The organism is Streptomyces sp. NPDC104381 (assembly GCF_055583745.1).
In genome coordinates this window covers 422,862-441,021 of the sequence record NZ_JBVJNK010000007.1, presented here as the reverse complement: position 1 = coordinate 441,021, position 18,160 = coordinate 422,862, and the positions used below count along the sequence as shown (strand labels likewise).

General features: G+C 68.3%; 14 protein-coding genes. 10 read left to right on the top strand and 4 right to left on the bottom strand.

Annotated features, from left to right (window positions below; translation table 11 throughout):
- Positions 1–131 precede the first annotated feature (131 nt).
- The 3 genes from ACZ607_RS26315 to ACZ607_RS26305 all read left to right on the top strand — a co-directional run bounded on the left by ACZ607_RS26315 (position 132) and on the right by ACZ607_RS26305 (position 3,355).
- Positions 132–833 (top strand): PadR family transcriptional regulator, encoded by a 702-nt coding sequence (locus ACZ607_RS26315; protein ID WP_469738404.1) that lies wholly within the window; start codon positions 132–134, stop codon positions 831–833.
- Positions 834–895: 62 nt separating this feature from the next.
- Positions 896–1,978: an inositol-3-phosphate synthase gene (locus ACZ607_RS26310; protein WP_469738402.1), complete on the top strand. Its 1,083-nt coding sequence runs from the start codon at positions 896–898 to the stop codon at positions 1,976–1,978.
- Positions 1,979–2,065: 87 nt separating this feature from the next.
- On the top strand, positions 2,066–3,355 hold the full coding sequence (locus ACZ607_RS26305; protein WP_469738401.1) for an MFS transporter: 1,290 nt from the start codon (positions 2,066–2,068) through the stop codon (positions 3,353–3,355).
- A 127-nt stretch (positions 3,356–3,482) separates the two neighbouring features.
- On the opposite strand, the gene ACZ607_RS26300 is transcribed toward ACZ607_RS26305, so the two are convergent.
- Complete coding sequence (locus ACZ607_RS26300; RefSeq protein WP_469738399.1) at positions 3,483–4,925, bottom strand: CCA tRNA nucleotidyltransferase; 1,443 nt, start codon at positions 4,923–4,925, stop codon at positions 3,483–3,485.
- A gap of 180 nt (positions 4,926–5,105) precedes the next feature.
- Here ACZ607_RS26300 and ACZ607_RS26295 point away from each other — a divergent pair, with 180 nt between their 5' ends.
- The 7 genes from ACZ607_RS26295 (at position 5,106) to trxA (ending at position 14,916) form a co-directional block, all read left to right on the top strand.
- Complete coding sequence (locus tag ACZ607_RS26295; protein ID WP_469738397.1) at positions 5,106–7,403, top strand: DUF6049 family protein; 2,298 nt, start codon at positions 5,106–5,108, stop codon at positions 7,401–7,403.
- Between the two features lie 49 nt (positions 7,404–7,452).
- Entirely contained in the window at positions 7,453–9,612 is a 2,160-nt protein-coding gene (gene murJ / locus ACZ607_RS26290; protein ID WP_469738395.1) for a murein biosynthesis integral membrane protein MurJ, read from the top strand.
- A gap of 129 nt (positions 9,613–9,741) precedes the next feature.
- A complete protein-coding gene (locus ACZ607_RS26285; RefSeq protein WP_469738394.1) occupies positions 9,742–11,463 on the top strand; it encodes a serine/threonine protein kinase in 1,722 nt (573 codons plus the stop codon).
- Between the two features lie 366 nt (positions 11,464–11,829).
- On the top strand, positions 11,830–12,528 hold the full coding sequence (sigM, locus tag ACZ607_RS26280) for an RNA polymerase sigma factor SigM (protein ID WP_469738392.1): 699 nt from the start codon (positions 11,830–11,832) through the stop codon (positions 12,526–12,528).
- Positions 12,525–13,436, top strand: a complete 912-nt coding sequence (locus tag ACZ607_RS26275; RefSeq protein WP_469738390.1) for an anti-sigma factor family protein — start codon at positions 12,525–12,527, stop codon at positions 13,434–13,436. The genes sigM and ACZ607_RS26275 overlap by 4 nt, the downstream gene beginning before the upstream one ends.
- A gap of 127 nt (positions 13,437–13,563) precedes the next feature.
- On the top strand, positions 13,564–14,535 hold the full coding sequence (trxB, locus tag ACZ607_RS26270) for a thioredoxin-disulfide reductase (RefSeq protein ID WP_469738388.1): 972 nt from the start codon (positions 13,564–13,566) through the stop codon (positions 14,533–14,535).
- Between the two features lie 45 nt (positions 14,536–14,580).
- The gene (gene trxA / locus ACZ607_RS26265; protein WP_469738386.1) at positions 14,581–14,916 is read left to right on the top strand and encodes a thioredoxin; all 336 of its coding nucleotides are present in this window, start codon (positions 14,581–14,583) and stop codon (positions 14,914–14,916) included.
- An 81-nt stretch (positions 14,917–14,997) separates the two neighbouring features.
- Here the strand turns inward: trxA and ACZ607_RS26260 are convergent, their stop codons facing one another.
- From ACZ607_RS26260 to ACZ607_RS26250, 3 genes are all read right to left on the bottom strand, one after another.
- Positions 14,998–15,615, bottom strand: a complete 618-nt coding sequence (locus ACZ607_RS26260) for a GNAT family N-acetyltransferase (RefSeq protein WP_404073245.1) — start codon at positions 15,613–15,615, stop codon at positions 14,998–15,000.
- Between the two features lie 320 nt (positions 15,616–15,935).
- Positions 15,936–17,036 (bottom strand): ParB/RepB/Spo0J family partition protein, encoded by a 1,101-nt coding sequence (locus ACZ607_RS26255; RefSeq protein ID WP_469738384.1) that lies wholly within the window; start codon positions 17,034–17,036, stop codon positions 15,936–15,938.
- Complete coding sequence (locus ACZ607_RS26250) at positions 17,033–18,127, bottom strand: ParA family protein (protein WP_469738554.1); 1,095 nt, start codon at positions 18,125–18,127, stop codon at positions 17,033–17,035. Before ACZ607_RS26250 ends, ACZ607_RS26255 begins: the two co-directional genes overlap by 4 nt.
- Positions 18,128–18,160: the final 33 nt, after the last annotated feature.

The following is an 18,160-nucleotide window of genomic DNA, read 5'->3' as shown; positions in this document are numbered from 1 at the left end:
CGCTCACGAAGCCTGCCCTTGTCGAACATCACGAGCCGATCTATCGTGCTGATGTATCGAGTCGATACATCAGCACGGCATAAGGTCGGTCCCACGGCCCACGGAAGCACCGGACGGAAGAGGAGGCGAAGGTGAGCAGACGCTCCGGCATCCTCGAATTCGCCGTCCTCGGCCTGCTCCGTGAGTCCCCCATGCACGGTTACGAGCTGCGCAAGCGCCTCAACACCTCGCTGGGGATCTTCCGCGCCTTCAGCTACGGCACCCTCTACCCCTGCCTCAAGACGCTGGTCGCCAACGGCTGGTTGATCGAGGAACCGGGAAGCGTTCCGGCACTGCCCCCTGCCACAGGACGTGGGGTCGCTCCCTCGTCCTCCCTGGCCGGCCGCCGCGCCAAGATCGTCTACCGGTTGACGGCAGAAGGTAAGGAGCACTTCGAGGAGCTGCTCTCCCACACCGGTCCGGACTCGTGGGAGGACGAGCATTTCGCCGCTCGTTTCGCCTTCTTCGGGCAGACGGAGCGCGACGTGCGGATGCGCGTCCTCGAAGGCCGCCGCAGCAGGCTGGAGGAGCGCCTCGAAAAGATGCGCGCCTCTCTCGCCCGCACCCGTGAACGACTCGACGACTACACGCTTGAGCTGCAGCGACACGGCATGGAGTCCGTGGAGCGCGAAGTGCGCTGGCTGAACGAGCTCATCGAGAGCGAGCGGTCGGGACGGGATCAGCGACGATCCTCGCCCGAGGGCTCCACTCAGCACGACACATCAGGAGAGACGGGCGGCCTGCCCCGGCACCGGGACGACACCCGGCCGGATCCGTCCGACGACACCAAGTGACATCCCCGCAGATCCGCAAGGCGTCAGCGGGGAACACCGAGAACACACAGGGAGCAATCGGCATGGGTTCGGTTCGCGTAGCCATCGTCGGCGTGGGCAACTGCGCCGCCTCGCTGGTGCAGGGCGTCGAGTACTACAAGGACGCAGATCCGGCCGGCAAGGTGCCCGGCCTGATGCACGTCCAGTTCGGCGACTACCACGTGAGCGACGTCGAGTTCGTCGCGGCCTTCGACGTCGACGCGAAGAAGGTCGGCCTCGACCTCGCGGACGCCATCGGCGCCAGCGAGAACAACACCATCAAGATCGCCGACGTGCCGAACACCGGGGTGACCGTTCAGCGCGGCCACACCCACGACGGCCTGGGCAAGTACTACCGCGAGACGATCGAGGAGTCCGCCGACGCCCCGGTCGACGTCGTCCAGGCCCTCAAGGACAAGCAGGTCGACGTTCTCGTCTGCTACCTCCCCGTCGGTTCCGAGGTGGCTGCGAAGTTCTACGCGCAGTGCGCCATCGACGCCAAGGTCGCGTTCGTCAACGCCCTCCCGGTGTTCATCGCCGGCACCAAGGAGTGGGCGGACAAGTTCACCGAGGCCGGTGTCCCGATCGTCGGCGACGACATCAAGTCCCAGGTGGGCGCCACCATCACGCACCGCGTGATGGCGAAGCTCTTCGAGGACCGGGGTGTCATCCTCGACCGCACGATGCAGCTGAACGTCGGCGGCAACATGGACTTCAAGAACATGCTCGAGCGTGAGCGCCTGGAGTCCAAGAAGATCTCGAAGACGCAGGCCGTCACCTCGCAGATCCGTGACCGTGAGCTCGGTGCGGACAACGTCCACATCGGCCCCTCGGACTACGTGGCCTGGCTGGACGACCGCAAGTGGGCGTACGTGCGCCTCGAGGGCCGTGCCTTCGGTGACGTTCCGCTGAACCTGGAGTACAAGCTCGAGGTCTGGGACTCCCCGAACTCCGCCGGTGTCATCATCGACGCCGTGCGCGCCGCGAAGATCGCCAAGGACCGCGGCATCGGCGGCCCGATCCTCTCGGCTTCCTCGTACTTCATGAAGTCCCCGCCGGTCCAGTACTTCGACGACGAGGCCCGCGAGAACGTCGAGAAGTTCATCGCCGGCGACGTCGAGCGCTGACCCGACGGTCACTGCTGACGCTTGTTCACATGGGGGGTCCCCGGGCAATCCGCCCGGAGGCCCCCCATCTGTGTGACCCTTGCACACATGCCTGTCGTGCGTGATCTGGGCGTGCTCCTGCGCCTCCGGAACTTCCGTCGCCTGCTTGCCGTACGACTGCTCTCCCAGTCGGCCGACGGTGTCTATCAGGTCGCGCTCGCCACGTACGTCGTCTTCTCCCCGGAAAACCAGACGTCGGCGGGTGCCATCGCTTCGGCCATGGCCGTACTGCTGCTCCCGTACTCCCTGGTCGGCCCGTTCGCGGGCGTCCTGCTCGACCGCTGGCCCCGCCGCCAGGTCTTCCTGTACGGGAATCTGCTGCGGGCCGCGCTGGCCTGCTGCACGGCCCTGCTGCTCCTGAGCTCCGTCCCGGACTGGCTCTTCTACGCCTCCGCCCTCTGCGTCACCGCCGTCAACCGGTTCGTCCTGGCCGGGCTGTCAGCGGCCCTCCCTCGCGTCGTGGACACCGAGCGGCTCGTCCTCGCCAACTCCCTCTCCCCGACGGCCGGCACGCTGGCCGCGACCGCGGGCGGCGGACTGGCCCTGGGCATCCGCCTGTTGACGGACGGGTCCGACGCGGCCGTGGTCCTGCTGGGCGCGATCCTCTACCTTCTCTCGGCGCTCGCCTCACTGACTCTGCCCCGCACCCTCCTCGGCCCGGACCGGGGCCTGCACCATGTGCCCCTGCGCGAGGCGCTCGGCACGACCGCACGGGGGCTCGTCGCGGGGTTGCGCCATCTGGCCGAGCGGAGGGACGCGGCGCACGCTCTTGCCGCCATGACGGTGCTCCGCTTCTGCTACGGAGCGCTCACGGTGACGGTGCTCATGCTGTGCCGCTACGCCTGGTCCGACAGCGAGTCCGACGGCCTGGCGCTCCTGGGCCTCGCGCTCGGTGCTTCCGCCGCGGGGTACTTCGTCGCCGCTCTCATGTCCCCGTGGGCAGTTGGCCGCTTCGGGCGGTACGGCTGGCTGGCGGGCTGCGCCGGAGCGGCCGCCCTCCTGGAGCCCGCACTGGGGCTCCCGTTCACCCCGGGCCCGATGCTGGCGGCGGCCTTCGTTCTCGGACTCGTGACCCAGGGAGCGAAGATCGCGACGGACACCGAGGTGCAGACCTCGGTGGACGACGCCTATCGCGGCCGGGTCTTCTCCCTTTACGACGTGCTGTTCAACGTCGCCTTCGTCGCCGCCGCGGGAGTGGCCGCCCTGGCGCTTCCCCCTGACGGGCGGTCCGTCGTCGTGGTGCTCGCCGTGGCCGTGCTCTACGCCATCGTCTCGGTGGTCATGTTCCGTCGGCGCCGTGTGAGCATCGCGCTTCAACGCGCCCACATCAACGAGTGAGGGGCGTTGTTTCACGTGAAACAACGCCCCTGACTCGCTATGCAAGCCCTCACACACGTTGTGTTTCACGTGAAACACGACGGCCTCTTCAGCTCCCGATCTGGCCCCTTCCGGGCCCCGGCCGGGCTCAGTCCTGCCCGGCCCACCAGTCCTTGAGGGCGGCGACCGCGACATCGCGCTCCATGGGACCGTTCTCCAGCCGCTGCTCCAGCAGGAACGAGTAGGCCTTACCGATCACCGGCCCGGGCCCCACGCCCAGGATCTGCATGATCTCGTTACCGTCCAGGTCGGGCCGGATCGCATCCAGCTCCTCCTGCTCCTGCAACTGGGCGATGCGCTCCTCAAGCCCGTCGTACGTACGCGACAGGGCGTTCGCCTTGCGCTTGTTCCGCGTCGTGCAGTCGGAGCGCGTCAGCTTGTGCAACCGGTCCAGCAGGGGCCCGGCGTCCCGCACATACCTGCGTACGGCGGAGTCGGTCCACTCCCCGTCCCCGTATCCGTGGAAGCGCAGGTGCAGCTCCACCAGCTTGGAGACGTCCTTGACCATGTCGTTGGAGTACTTGAGCTCGGTCATCCGCTTCTTGGTCATCTTGGCCCCCACCACCTCGTGGTGGTGGAACGAGACGCGGCCGTCCTTCTCGAAGCGACGCGTCCTCGGCTTCCCGATGTCGTGAAGCAGGGCCGCGAGGCGCAGCACGAGGTCCGGGCCGTCCTCCTCCAGGTCGATGGCCTGCTCCAGGACCGTCAAGGAGTGCTCATAGACGTCCTTGTGACGGTGATGCTCGTCACTTTCGAGGCGCAGCGCGGGGAGCTCGGGCAGCACCCGGTCCGCCAGCCCCGTGTCGACGAGGAGCCCCAGCCCCTTGCGGGGGTGGCCGGAGAGAAGCAGCTTGTTGAGCTCCTCGCGGACCCGCTCCGCCGAGACGATCTCGATGCGTCCCGCCATCTCCGTCATGGCCTTGACGACGTCGGGGGCCACCTCGAAATCGAGCTGGGCGGCGAAGCGCGCGGCGCGCAGCATGCGCAGCGGGTCGTCGGAGAAGGACGCCTCGGGCGTACCCGGAGTGCGCAGGACGCGCTGAGCCAGGTCGTCGAGGCCGCCGTGCGGGTCGACGAACTCCTTCTGCGGCAGGGCGACGGCCATGGCGTTGACCGTGAAGTCACGGCGTACGAGGTCTTCCTCGATCGAGTCGCCGTAGGAGACCTCGGGCTTGCGTGAGGTCCTGTCGTACGCCTCCGACCGGTAGGTCGTCACCTCGATCTGGTAGCCGTCCTTCTGCGAGCCGACGGTGCCGAAGGCGATGCCGACCTCCCAGACCGAGTCCGCCCATGGCCGGACGATCTTGAGTACGTCCTCCGGGCGCGCGTCGGTCGTGAAGTCCAGGTCGTTTCCGAGCCTGCCGAGCAACGCGTCGCGGACCGACCCGCCGACCAGGGCGAGGCTGAACCCGGCCTCCTGGAACCGGAGGGCGAGGTCGTCGGCGACGGGGGACACCCGCAGCAGTTCGCTGACTGCGCGGTGCTGCACCTGGCTCAGTGCACGGGGGCTGTCTTCGTTGGCGTTCGGCACAACAGAAAAGGGTACGTGCCCCGACCGGCCCGGGCGTCATCGTTTCCTGAGGCCCTGCGAGACTCTCCCGATCATGTGACACGGTCCCCGGCACTCAGGTGTCGGGCGCATCGTTACCATGCGGGGACGCAGAGACCGGCAAGGCCGGCACCAGCTGACGACGACGAGGGACGGGTACGCGTGGCCGAGGCGGCAGACTTTCAGGGGATGAATCCCTCCCCTGCCCGCCGGTGGCTCCGGCGCACGGCCTCCTTGATCGTCGGGGCACCGCTGATCGCCGGCCTCCTGGCCGGTCCGGCGGCTCCCTCGGCTCAGGCCGAAGGAGTCACGAAGACCCCGACCGGCTCGCGTACCGTCGATGTGTCCCTGGACACGCTGGCCCCCAGCGCACCGGTCGAGGGGGACACACTCACCGTCTCCGGCACCCTGACCAACAGGGGCAAGAAGGCGGTCACGGACGCGGAGGTCGACCTGCGCGTCGGGCCGAGGCTGTCCGGCAGGGGCGCGATCGACGAGGCCGCCAAGCGCACCGGGTATCTGCCCGGCAGCGACCCGGCCAAGCTCGGCGGCTCGTACACGCTCAAGGTCCCCAAGCTCGCGTCCGGGGTCAGCCAGGACTTCAGCCTTTCCGTTCCGGTCGACAAGCTGGACCTGGGGGACGACGGCGTCTATCAGCTCGGAGTCTCCCTCACGGGCAGGACCACGGACTACGCGTACGACCAGGTGCTCGGCATCCAGCGGACCTTCCTGCCGTGGCAGCCGGAGGACACCGAGAGCAAGACCAAGCTCACGTACCTCTGGCCGCTGATCGCGTCGGCCCATGTCACCGCCGAGACGGGCTCCGACGAACAGCAGACCCCTGTATTCGCCAACGACGATCTGGCTCTCGAGCTCGCTCCGGGCGGCCGTCTGGAACAACTCGTCTCACTGGGGCGACAGCTTCCCGTCACCTGGGTGATCGACCCGGACCTGCTGGCGTCCGTCGACGCGATGACGAAGAACTACCGCGTCAAGGTCGGTGACACCACCGTCGCGGGCACGAACCAGACCATCGCCAAGAAGTGGCTCACGGATCTGCAGGCGGCCGTGAAGGACGGGACGGTGGTGGCTCTGCCGTTCGCCGACCCCGATCTCGCGTCCATCGCCCACCGTGGCAAGAACGTGTCGGGCGCCCTCAGCCATCTGCAGACGGCCACCGAGGTCGCCGGCACGACGGTGGAGACCGTTCTCCATGTGAAGCCGTCCACCGACTTCGCCTGGCCGGTGGACGGAGCGGTCGACCCCTCGGTCGTCGACGTCGCCACCTCCGCCGGCGCGCACAAGGTGATCGCCCGCAGCGACAGCCTCGACGAGACCAGCGGGCTGCCCTACACGCCGACATCGGCGCGGCCGATCGGTGGCGGTACCACCGCGGTCGTGTCCGACTACCGGCTCTCCACCGCGTTCACCGGCGACCTGTCCAAGGCGGGCGCCTCGACCCTCGCCGTCCAGAAGTTCCTGGCCCAGACACTCGCGGTGACGGAGCAGGACCCGGACAACGAGCGCAGTATCGTCGTCGCCCCCCAGCGGACTCCGACAGCCGCCCAGGCCCAGAGCATGGCGCGGGCCCTCCAGGCCCTCACGGCCGACCGCTGGACACAGCCTCTCGACCTGACCGACGCGGCCGAGGAGAAGCCCGACGCACAGGCCACCACCAAGGTGCCCGGTGCCTCCCAGTACCCGAAGAAGCTGCGCAACCAGGAGCTGCCCACCCAGGCGTTCCAGGACATCAGGACGACGCAGGACTCGCTCAACAGCTTCCAGGTCATCCTCACCCAGCCCGACCGGGTGGTGACCCCCTTCGGGAACGCGATCAACCGCGCCGTGTCGACGTCGTGGCGCGGCAGGCCCCTGGACGCACAGCGGTACCGGGACGCGGTCCGCACCTACCTCCAGGGCCTCACCAACGAGGTCCAGCTGATCACCAAGTCGGACGTCACTCTCTCCGGACGCAGTGCGACGATCCCCGTGACCGTGCAGAACAAGCTGGTCCAGGGCGTCGATCACCTCGTGCTCCGGCTGACGTCGGGCAATGCCACCCGGCTCAAGCTCAACGACGGCGGAGCGGTCGCCGAACAGCCGGTCGAGATCGCGGGCGGCCACAGCCAGTCCGTGAAGTTCGACGCCTCGGCCAACGCCAACGGGCAGGCGCAGGTCACGGCGCGCCTCTTCACCACGGAGGGCGTGCCCTACGGCGACGAGATGACCTTCACGGTGAAGGTCTCGGAAGTCACACCGACCGTGCTCCTGGTGATCGCGGGCGGATTGCTCCTCCTGGTCCTGGCGGGCATCAGGATGTACACCCACCGCAAGCGCACCGTCGCGGGCGGCGCGGCGGAGAACAACGGCGGCGAACCCGAGCAGCCGAGTGACCCGACGCCGGACACCGGTCCGGAAAGCGGTAACCCTTCGGGCCCGGGTGAGAAAGTGGACCGTTGAGCGATGTCTGTCGGGGCCTGTCGGCCGGGGACAATGAGGTGGGGTTTCGATGAACGCGCCGTACGACGGTGACCGCGGCCAGGGCGCGGGCGGGGCTGGGTCTTCCGGCGGTCCGCCGGTGCCACCGGGCGCCGGCCAGGACGGGGAGGCACCCGACCCCTACCTGCAGCAGGCGTACGACCACGACCCGTACCGTGCCCAGGACCTCGCCTCTCAGGACCCGGTGGCCGAGGCCCTCTACGACCGCGCCTCACACCCTCCGCCGCCTCCAGGCACCTACCAGGAGCCGCAGGACCTCTACCAGCAGCCTCCCGCCGCCCAGCACGCCCCTGACCCCCGGATCTGGGCCCAGACGCCGCCTCCGGAGCCCGCAGGCCCCTCCCGGCACCTTCCTTACGGCGACCACGCCGCGACCACCCAGTACGTGGGAGTGGACGACCTGGTCACCCAGGCTTCCGGCGACAAGGACGAGCAGGACGCGTTCGCGCACCTCTTCCGCGACCAGGAGGGGTCGGGCCGGCCTCCGGGCCCTCCCGCCGAGCCTGAGCCCGCTCCGGCACCCGTAGCGCCGAAGTCCGGGGGCCGTGCCGCCGGGATACTGAAGTCCAGTGCGCTGATGGCGGCGGGCACCCTGGTGTCACGGCTCACCGGTTTCGTCCGCAGCCTCGTGATCACCGCTGCGCTGGGTGCGGCGCTGCTCGGTGACAGCTTCACCATCGCTTACACCCTGCCGACGATGATCTACATCCTCACCGTGGGCGGTGGGCTGAACTCGGTCTTCGTTCCTCAGCTCGTCCGGTCCATGAAGGACGACGAGGACGGGGGCGAGGCGTACGCCAACCGGCTGCTGACGCTCGTCATGGTCGCGCTCGGCGTGATCGTCGCGGTCGCGGTCTTCGCGGCGCCTCAGCTGGTGCACCTGATGTCGCGCACGATCGCGAACGATCCGGCGGCGGACTCGGTGGCCGTCACCTTCGCCCGCTACTGCCTGCCGACCATCTTCTTCATGGGCGTCCATGTGGTGATGGGCCAGATCCTCAACGCCCGCGGCAGGTTCGGCGCGATGATGTGGACCCCGGTCCTCAACAACATCGTCATGATCTTCACCTTCGGCCTGTTCATCTGGGTCTACGGGACCTCGGCCGAATCCAGGATGGGCGTGGAGACGATCCCGCCGGAGGGCGTCAGGCTCCTGGGCATCGGGACGCTGCTCGGCCTGGTGGTCCAGGCCCTGGCGATGATCCCGTACCTCCGAGAGGCCGGTTTCCGCTTCCGTCCCCGCTTCGACTGGAAGGGCCACGGACTCGGGAAGACCATAAGGCTCGCCAAGTGGACGGTCCTGTTCGTCCTCGCCAACCAGGCGGGCGTGCTGGTCGTGACCCAGCTGGCCACCTCCGCGGGCAAGCTCGCGGACAAGGACGGCTCGGGTTTCCTCGCCTACTCCAACGCCCAGCTGATCTGGGGCATGCCGCAGGCCATCATCACCGTCTCGGTCATGGCCGCCCTGCTGCCCCGCATCTCCCGCGCCGCCCATGACAACGACCCCGGGGCCGTCCGCGACGACATCTCGCAGGGGCTGCGCAACTCGGCGGTGGCCATCGTGCCGGTGGCCTTCACGTTCCTGGCGCTCGGCCTGCCTATGTGCACCCTGCTCTACGCGTCCAGCGGCACCGAGGCCGCACGGTCCATGGGCTTCATCCTGATGGCGTTCGGCCTCGGCCTCATTCCGTACTCCGTGCAGTACGTCGTCCTGCGCGGCTTCTACGCGTACGAGGACACCCGGACCCCCTTCTACAACACGGTCATCGTCGCGGCGGTCAATGCCGCGGCCTCCGCCCTCTGCTACGTGATTCTTCCGGCCCAGTGGGCAGTCGTGGGAATGGCGGCCTCCTACGGGCTGGCGTACGCGGTCGGTGTCGGCATCGCCTGGCGACGCCTCAGCAACCGGCTCGGCGGCGACCTCGACGGAGCCCGTGTGGTTCGGACCTACGCCCGTCTCTGCCTGGCCGCGATCCCCGCGGCGGTGGTCGGCGGCGGCGTGGGCTTCGCTCTGCTGAAGACCCTCGGCGAAGGCGCCGGCGGCTCCGTGGTGGCCTTGGTCTGCGGCAGCGTCATCCTGCTGGGCATCTTCTTCGCCGCTGCGAAGAAGATGCGCATCGAGGAGCTCAACGGCATGGTCGGCATGGTGCGAGGACGGCTCGGACGCTGAATACGCTCCGCGTCGCACAACCATCGCTGGACACCGCGTGTCGTGCATAGCGCCGGAGTGTGGGCACAATTGGCGTGACTGTGCAGAGCTGGCTGGCATCGCGCAACGGATGGGGAGGCAGGAACGACGGTGGCGGAACGTAGCACGGCTGCTGTCGACGTGGCCGACAACAGCGGCGACGAGCCGCTGACCGCCAAGGCGGACGCGGCCACGACCGACGGGACGGCAACCCAGGACACAGAGGGCGCCGAGAGCGCGAGGTCGAAGGACGGGGCCGACGGGCGCGACAGCGCGGAATCCGTACCGGCGTCGCCCGATCTGCACAGCGGTCACAAGCTGGCCAGACGCTACCGCCTCGAGGAGTGCGTCACCCGACTGGACGGATTCAGCAGCTGGCGGGCGGTCGACGAGAAACTGCGCCGCGCGGTGGGCGTCCACCTGCTGCCCGCAGATCACCCTCGCGCCCGCTCGGTGCTGGCCGCGGCCCGCTCCTCCGCGCTGCTCGGTGATCCACGATTCGTCCAGGTCCTGGACGCCGTGGAGGAGGACGACCTCGTCTACGTCGTCCACGAGTGGCTCCCCGACGCCACCGAGCTCACCGCGCTGCTGGCCGCCGGCCCCTTCGAGGCGCACGACGCATACCAGCTCGTGAGCCAGATCTCCCAGGCCATGGCCGCCGCACACCGCGAGGGCCTCGCCCATCTGCGCCTCACACCCGGCGCCGTACTGCGCAGCTCGACCGGCCAGTACCGGATCCGCGGCCTGGCCGTGAACGCCGCTCTGCGCGGCATCACCGCGGACCAGCCGCTCCGCACGGACACCGAGGCCATCGGCGCACTGCTCTATGCCGCCCTGACCCGGCGCTGGCCCTACGAGAGCGACGCGTACGGGCTCTCCGGGCTCCCCAAGGACCTGGGCCTGATTCCTCCGGACCAGGTGCGGGCCGGCGTCCACCGGGGCCTGTCCGAGCTCGCCATGCGCGCGCTGGCCAACGACGGTGCCACCGCGTCGCGCCAGGAACAGCCGTGCACCACCCCGGACGAGCTGGCGAAGGCCGTCGCGGCCATGCCGCGCATCCTGCCCCCGGAACCCGCCTTCACCGCGCCGCCCGAGTACCAGCGCACGACGTACCAGCAGGGCACCTACGGACGCCCCTCGGTACGTCCCACCGCGGCCACCCAGCCCGTCATCACGGCGCCCCCGCCCCCTCTCCAGAGCCGCACGGGCAAGGCGCTCAAGTGGGCCGTGTCCGCGCTTCTCATCGCCGCCCTGGGCCTCGGCAGCTGGCAGCTGGCGGAGACCGTGCTCAACCGGGACAGCGACTCCGGTGAACCGACCCCGACCCAGAGCGCGGAGGACGGGACCGACGACAAGGTTCCGGCCGACCTCAAGGACCTCCGCATCGTGGACGCGGAGGAATTCACTCCCAGTGGTTCGGGCATTCAGCAGCAGGACGTCCCGAACACCATCGACGGCAAGTCGGACACCGCCTGGGTCACTCCGCGCTACATGGGTTACGCCAACTTCGGCAACCTCGCGAACCGCAAGCAGGGCAGCGGCATAATCGTCGACCTCGGCAGCGCACAGGACGTCTCCGGCATCGACATCAAGATGTACCGCAGCCAGCAGAAGGCCGAAGTGCTGGCAGCGGACGAATCCGCTTCCCAGCCCACGTCACTGTCCGACTTCCCGCATCGCCTCACGAACCTGGAGACGACCGGGAGCACGGTGCACAAGACCCTCACCGAGCCGGTCCGGACCCGCTACATCCTGGTCCGCATCGCTGAGCTGCCTCCCGACGGCTCCTCAGGCTTCCGGGGCGGCATCTCGGAGATCTCGGTACTCGGATGAACGAACGGGCCGGCGAGGAACTCCTCACCGGCCCGTTTCGCGCCGACGCCTGTGTGACCCCGCCCGTCGCGGTGTCACGGCATCGATGGACACCTTGATGAAGCGACGCACCTGCCGTGCCCGCTCCTCCAACAACGCCCACACCAGCAAGCGTTGCGACTGGGATACTCATGGCCGCGGCCTTCTCAACGGCTAGGCTTCTTCATCTCTGTGCTCTCCTCGATCAGACCGTGATAGACAGACCGGCACTCCGGTCAGGTCGGCCCGGCCATGATCAGATACGTACGGTCGAACTGTCCGCAGCAAGATCGAGGAAGAGCGCTACCGATCACACGCAGGCAGGGCTCAGCAGGAGGGAGGGGGACCGTGCAGCAATCCGACCCGCCCAGTGACAAGGATCTTCTGGCCCAGCACGTCGCAGGCGATCCTGACGCTTTCGGTGAGCTCGTACGGCGGCACCGTGACCGCCTCTGGGCCGTGGCCCTGCGCACACTGGGCGACCGCGAGGAAGCAGCCGACGCCGTGCAGGATGCCCTTGTCTCCGCGTTCCGTGCCGCCCACACCTTCCGCGGCCAGTCCGCCGTGACCACCTGGCTGCACAGGATCACCGTCAACGCCTGCCTCGACCGGGTCCGCAAGGCCGCCTCCCGGAAGACCGCACCCGTCGACGACACCGAGCGGTTCGACCAGCTCATGGAGCCCCATGAGTCCGCCGAGGCTCCCGCTGAGCGGCAGGACCTGCACCGAGAGCTCCTGGCCGCACTGGCCACCCTGCCCGCCGAGCAGCGGGCCGCGCTCGTCCTTGTGGATATGCAGGCCTACCCCGTCGCCGAAGCCGCCCGCGTCCTCGACGTGCCCACCGGCACCGTGAAGAGTCGTTGCGCGAGAGGCCGGGCCAGACTGCTTCCCTTGCTGGCCCATCTACGCAGCACCAGAGAGGACAGCAAGGACGTCCCCGTGGAAAGGAACCGGACGCAGGGGCCATCCGTCCCACCGGCATCAGGACCGAGAGACGCAGGTGACGGTGATCCTGCCGGAGTGAAGGGTGGAGGTGGGCTCGCATGACATCCACAGCCGACACGGCTCAGCACCCGGACGTCTCGGAGATCTCCGACTTCACCGAAGGCCTTCTCCCACCGTCCCGCGCGACGGAGCTCCGCCAGCACCTCGACGCGTGTGACGAGTGTGCCGATGTCCACGCCTCACTGGAGGAGATCCGCTCACTGCTGGGGTCCACACCGCCTCCCGATGAGGGCATGCCGGCCGATGTGATCGACCGGATCGACGCGGCACTGGCAGCGGAAGCAGCGACGGCACCCACAGCACCCGACGCACCGCCCGTTGTTTCACGTGAAACAACACCGGAGAGCGCGGCTGTCCCTCGTCCCGCGGGTCGCCCTCGTGGCTCCACCGGCCCCGGCCGGGCTCCCTCCCGACGGCGACGCCGCACGGTGATCCTCGGCACCGCCTTCGGCGCGGCAGCGGTCGGCATGAGCGTCTTCCTCCTCCAGTCTCTCCAGAGCTCCCAGGACTCGTCGGGCGCGATGGCCGACCGGGGTGCCAGCGCCGCGGAGAAGAGTCAGGGAGACTTCTCTGATGCCACGCTGGAGGACCGCGTCCATACGCTCCTGAACAAGATGTCCGAGTCCCCGGGCTACGACGCGGGCAAGCCGTCCCTGGATACCAAGTCATCCCCCGGGGATCTGGCTCCCGAGGATGCGTCCCCCCGTACGCCCCTGCGCGCGCCGATCGTCGACGTCCCGCCCTGCGTCCAGCAGGGCATCGGCCGGGAGGCCCCGGCTCTCGCGGTCGAGGAGGGCAGCTACGAAGGGACCGCCGCCTTCCTCGTCGTGCTGCCCCACGCGACGGACGGGACTCGCGTCCAGGCCTATGTCGTCGATGCTGCCTGCGTGGATTCCACGCCCGCGACCAAAGGGCAGCTGCTGCTCACCCACTCCTACACACGCCCCTGAGGCCCCTGCCGGGAGCCGGACCGGTAATCCGGGAATGCATGCCCCGTAGGATCCGTTGGGTGGGGTGAGAGTCGAGGAACCGACCCCAGTAGGCAAGCAGGCAGCCCGCAGAGACGAGGAAGAACCCGTGAGCGACGTCCGTAATGTGATCATCATCGGCTCCGGGCCGGCTGGTTACACCGCCGCCCTGTACACCGCTCGCGCGTCGTTGAAGCCGCTGGTGTTCGAGGGCGCTGTCACCGCCGGCGGTGCACTGATGAACACCACCGACGTGGAGAACTTCCCGGGCTTCCAGGACGGCATCATGGGCCCCGAGCTCATGGACAACATGCGCGCCCAGGCCGAGCGCTTCGGTGCCGAGCTCATCCCCGACGATGTCGTCTCCGTGGATCTCTCCGGTGAGATCAAGACCGTCACGGACACCGCAGGCACGGTGCACCGCGCCAAGGCCGTCATCGTCACCACGGGATCCCAGCACCGCAAGCTCGGCCTGCCCAACGAGGACGCCCTTTCCGGACGCGGCGTCTCCTGGTGCGCGACCTGCGACGGCTTCTTCTTCAAGGACCAGGACATCGCCGTGGTCGGCGGCGGTGACACCGCCATGGAGGAGGCGACCTTCCTCTCCCGGTTCGCCAAGTCCGTCACGATCGTGCACCGCCGCGACTCCCTGCGAGCTTCCAAGGCCATGCAGGAGCGCGCCTTCGCCGACCCGAAGATCAAGTTCGCTTGGGACAGCGAGGTGGCCACGGTCCACGGGGACCAGAAGCTCTCCAGCCTGACCCTCCGCAACACCAAGACCGGCGAGACCTCCGAGCTTCCGGTGACGGGGCTGTTCATCGCTGTCGGCCACGACCCCCGCACGGAGCTCTTCAAGGGCCAGCTCGATCTCGATGACGAGGGCTACCTCAAGGTCGAGGCCCCTTCCACCCGCACCAACCTGAAGGGCGTCTTCGGCGCCGGCGACGTCGTCGACCACACCTACCGGCAGGCCATCACCGCCGCCGGTACCGGCTGCTCGGCCGCTCTCGACGCAGAGCGGTTCCTGGCAGCGCTCTCCGACGAGCACCTCGCCGAGCCGGAGAAGACCCCCGCAGTCTGACCGCACTCCCCGAACCCACACCCCCGCGAAGCTAAGGAGGTCGCCGTGGCCGGCGCCCTGAAGAACGTAACCGACGACTCATTCGATGAGGACGTCCTGAAGAACGAGAAGCCCGTGCTGGTGGACTTCTGGGCCGCTTGGTGCGGACCGTGCCGCCAGATCGCGCCTTCGCTGGAGGCCATCGCGGCTGAGTACGGCGACGAGATCGAGATCGTCAAGCTCAACATCGACGAGAACCCGGCCACCGCGGCGAAGTACGGCGTGATGTCGATCCCCACGCTCAACGTGTACCAGGGTGGCGAGGTCGCCAAGACCATCGTCGGAGCCAAGCCGAAGGCCGCGATCCTCCGCGACCTCGAGGGCTTCATCGCCCAGAAGTAGCAGCTGGTTGTTTCACGTGAAACGGGTCCACCCTTCGGGGTGGACCCGTTTCGTCTGTCCGCCGTAGGCGGCAGGACACTCTCACAGCGGCCGCAGCGCCGGCTCCTTCTGTACCGCGCCCAGAAGCCTGTCCAGTGCCAGCTCGACGTCTTCCTTCCAGGAAAGCGTCGTACGCAGCTCCAGCCTCAGCCGCGGATAGGCGGGGTGAGGACGGACCGTCTTGAAGCCGACCGCGAGCAGATGATCCGCCGGCAGTACACACGCCGGCTCCTTCCACCGGGCGTCACCGAAGGCCTCGATCGCCTTGAAGCCGCGTCGCAGCAAGTCCTTGGCAACCGTCTGCACCATCACGCGTCCGAGCCCCTGCCCCTGAAAACCGGGGACGATCAACGCGGTCATCAGCTGGACGGCATCCGGGGAGACAGGGCTGGTGGGAAACGCCGTGGAACGGGGGACATACGCGGGAGGTGCATAGAGAACGAACCCGGCGGCGACATCGTCCACATAGACGACCCGCCCGCAGGAGCCCCACTCCAGCAGAACAGCGGAGATCCAGGCTTCCTTCTCCAGCTCGGGTCTGCCGGCCTTTACCGCAGCTTCCCCGCTGACCGGATCAAGTTCCCAGAAGACACAGGAGCGGCAGCGCCTGGGGAGATCCGGAAGGTTGTCCAGTGTGAGCGGTACGAGCCGACGCCCCATGAAGGCGGTTCCTCCCTTCCTTCGCCCGCCGCATCACGTGCGGCCGCCAGCGCACTCCGTTCTCGGAACAGGCTGCCGACGAACCCCCCGACAGCACCAAGCCCCAAACCTACTGTCACCAGGTGGCTGCGATTCACTGATCGCACGGCCCCCGCCTCCTCTGAGGTGGATCACGATGGTGGATCACGGATGGTGCATACGCCATACCAGAACGCATCGTATCCACCCAGAGGTGATGGGGATACCGAGAGACGGCAAAGGGCGGGCCGAGTTCCGGCTAACTTCCCGGAACTCGGCCCGCCCTTCACCTGCGGCCGGACTCAGGCCTCGTCGGCCTCTGCCTGCTCTTCCTCGATACTCCGCTCCAGTACACGTCCCTCGCCCGGGGCAAGACTGCCGAGAATGCGGTCCAGATCCTCCATCGAGGCGAACTCGACGACGATCTTTCCCTTCTTCTGCCCGAGATCGACCTTCACTCGCGTCTCGAACCGATCCGAGAGGCGCGAGGCAAGATCGGTGAGAGCCGGCGAGACCCTGCCGCCGGCCCTCGGCCCCCGGGGCTTCGCCGAACTCGTGGGCTCCGACCCGAGAAGGTTGACGATCTCCTCGACCGCCCGCACCGACAGCCCTTCGGCCACGATGCGGTGGGCCAGACGATCCTGCTCCTCCGAGTCGTCCACCGACAGCAAGGCCCGCGCGTGGCCTGCTGAGAGCACGCCTGCAGCCACCCTGCGCTGCACCGGCGGGGAGAGCCGCAGCAGACGCAGCGTGTTGGAGACCTGCGGGCGGGACCGGCCGATCCGGTCCGCCAACTGGTCATGGGTGCACTTGAAGTCCTTCAGCAGCTGGTCGTACGCCGCCGCCTCTTCCAGGGGGTTCAGCTGAGCCCGGTGGAGGTTCTCCAGCAGCGCGTCCAGGAGCAGCTTCTCGTCATCGGTCGCCCGGACGATGGCCGGGATGCGCTCCAGACCGGCTTCACCGCAGGCCCTCCAACGCCGCTCACCCATGATGAGCTCGTAGCGGTCCTCGTCGACCTTCCGCACGACGACGGGCTGGAGGAGCCCGACCTCCTTGATGGAGGTGACCAGCTCGGCCAGAGCGTCCTCGTCGAAGACCTCTCGTGGCTGCCTGGGGTTGGGCGTGATCGAAGCAAGGGGGATCTCAGCGAAGTACGCCCCGGCGGAGTCGGTCTGATCCGTGGCCGGCCCCGACTCACCGACCGGTGAGCTCGGCTCCGGGATCAGGCTGCCGGAGGGCAGCCCGGTCAGCTTCGCAGCGGCGACACCCCGCTCAGGGGCCATGACGGGCGACGAGGCATCGGCTTGTGTACCGGATGCGGGATTCGCCACCTGCTTCTCCGGCGGAGCTGCGGGGATCAGTGCACCGAGTCCACGCCCCAGCCCTCTACGACGCTCGCTCACTGCATGCCCTCCGAATGACTCTGCTGACTGTTCTGAATGCCCGTGTGGGCCGGCTCGCCCGCCGGAGCGTGCTGGGCCTCGTAGTGCACTCCGACGCCTCGCAGCGCGATCTCACGAGCCGCCTCAAGGTAGGAGAGGGACCCGCTGGAGCCCGGATCGTACGTCAAAACGGTCTGCCCGTAGCTGGGAGCCTCCGAGATGCGCACAGAACGCGGGATGCTCGTCCGCAGCACCTCCTTACCGAAGTGGCTGCGCACCTCCTCGGCGACCTGCGAAGCGAGCCGGGTCCTGCCGTCGTACATGGTGAGCAGGATCGTGGAGACGTGGAGGTCGGGGTTCAGGTGTCCCCGGACCAGGTCCACGTTGCGGAGCAGCTGGCCGAGGCCCTCCAGCGCGTAGTACTCGCACTGGATCGGGATGAGCACCTCTGCTCCTGCCACCAGCGCGTTGACCGTCAGCAGGCCGAGCGAGGGCGGGCAGTCGATGAGGATGTAGTCCAGCGGCTGGTCATACGCCTGGATCGCCCTCTGCAGCCGACTCTCCCGCGCCACCAGCGAGACCAGCTCGATCTCCGCACCGGCGAGATCGATGGTCGCCGGGGCGCAGAAGAGACCTTCGACGTCCGGTACCGGCTGAACGACCTCGGAGAGCGGCATGCTCTCCACCAGGACGTCGTAGATGGAGGGGACTTCCGCGTGATGGTCGATACCGAGAGCCGTCGAGGCGTTCCCCTGCGGATCGAGGTCCACCACCAGGACGCGGGCGCCGTGCAGGGCAAGCGAGGCAGCAAGGTTGACCGTCGAGGTCGTCTTGCCCACTCCGCCCTTCTGGTTGGCCACGACCATGACGCGTGTCCGGTCTGGTCGCGGCAGCCCCTCGCCGGCGCGGCCAAGGGCCTCGACCGCCAGCTGAGCCGCACGACCAATAGGTGTGTCGTCCATCGGCGGCGGTGTTTCACGTGAAACACCGTCCCCCAGGGACTCGGTACGGGGACCGGGGACCGGATCGGTCATCGGTCCCGCGATGTTGGCGTCGGACCGCAAGGATTCACTCTCCTCGACTTCAGGCTCGCAATGAACAGAGCCTGCCATGCTTTCGGGGTCGTGAACCAGCGAGGCCGACTC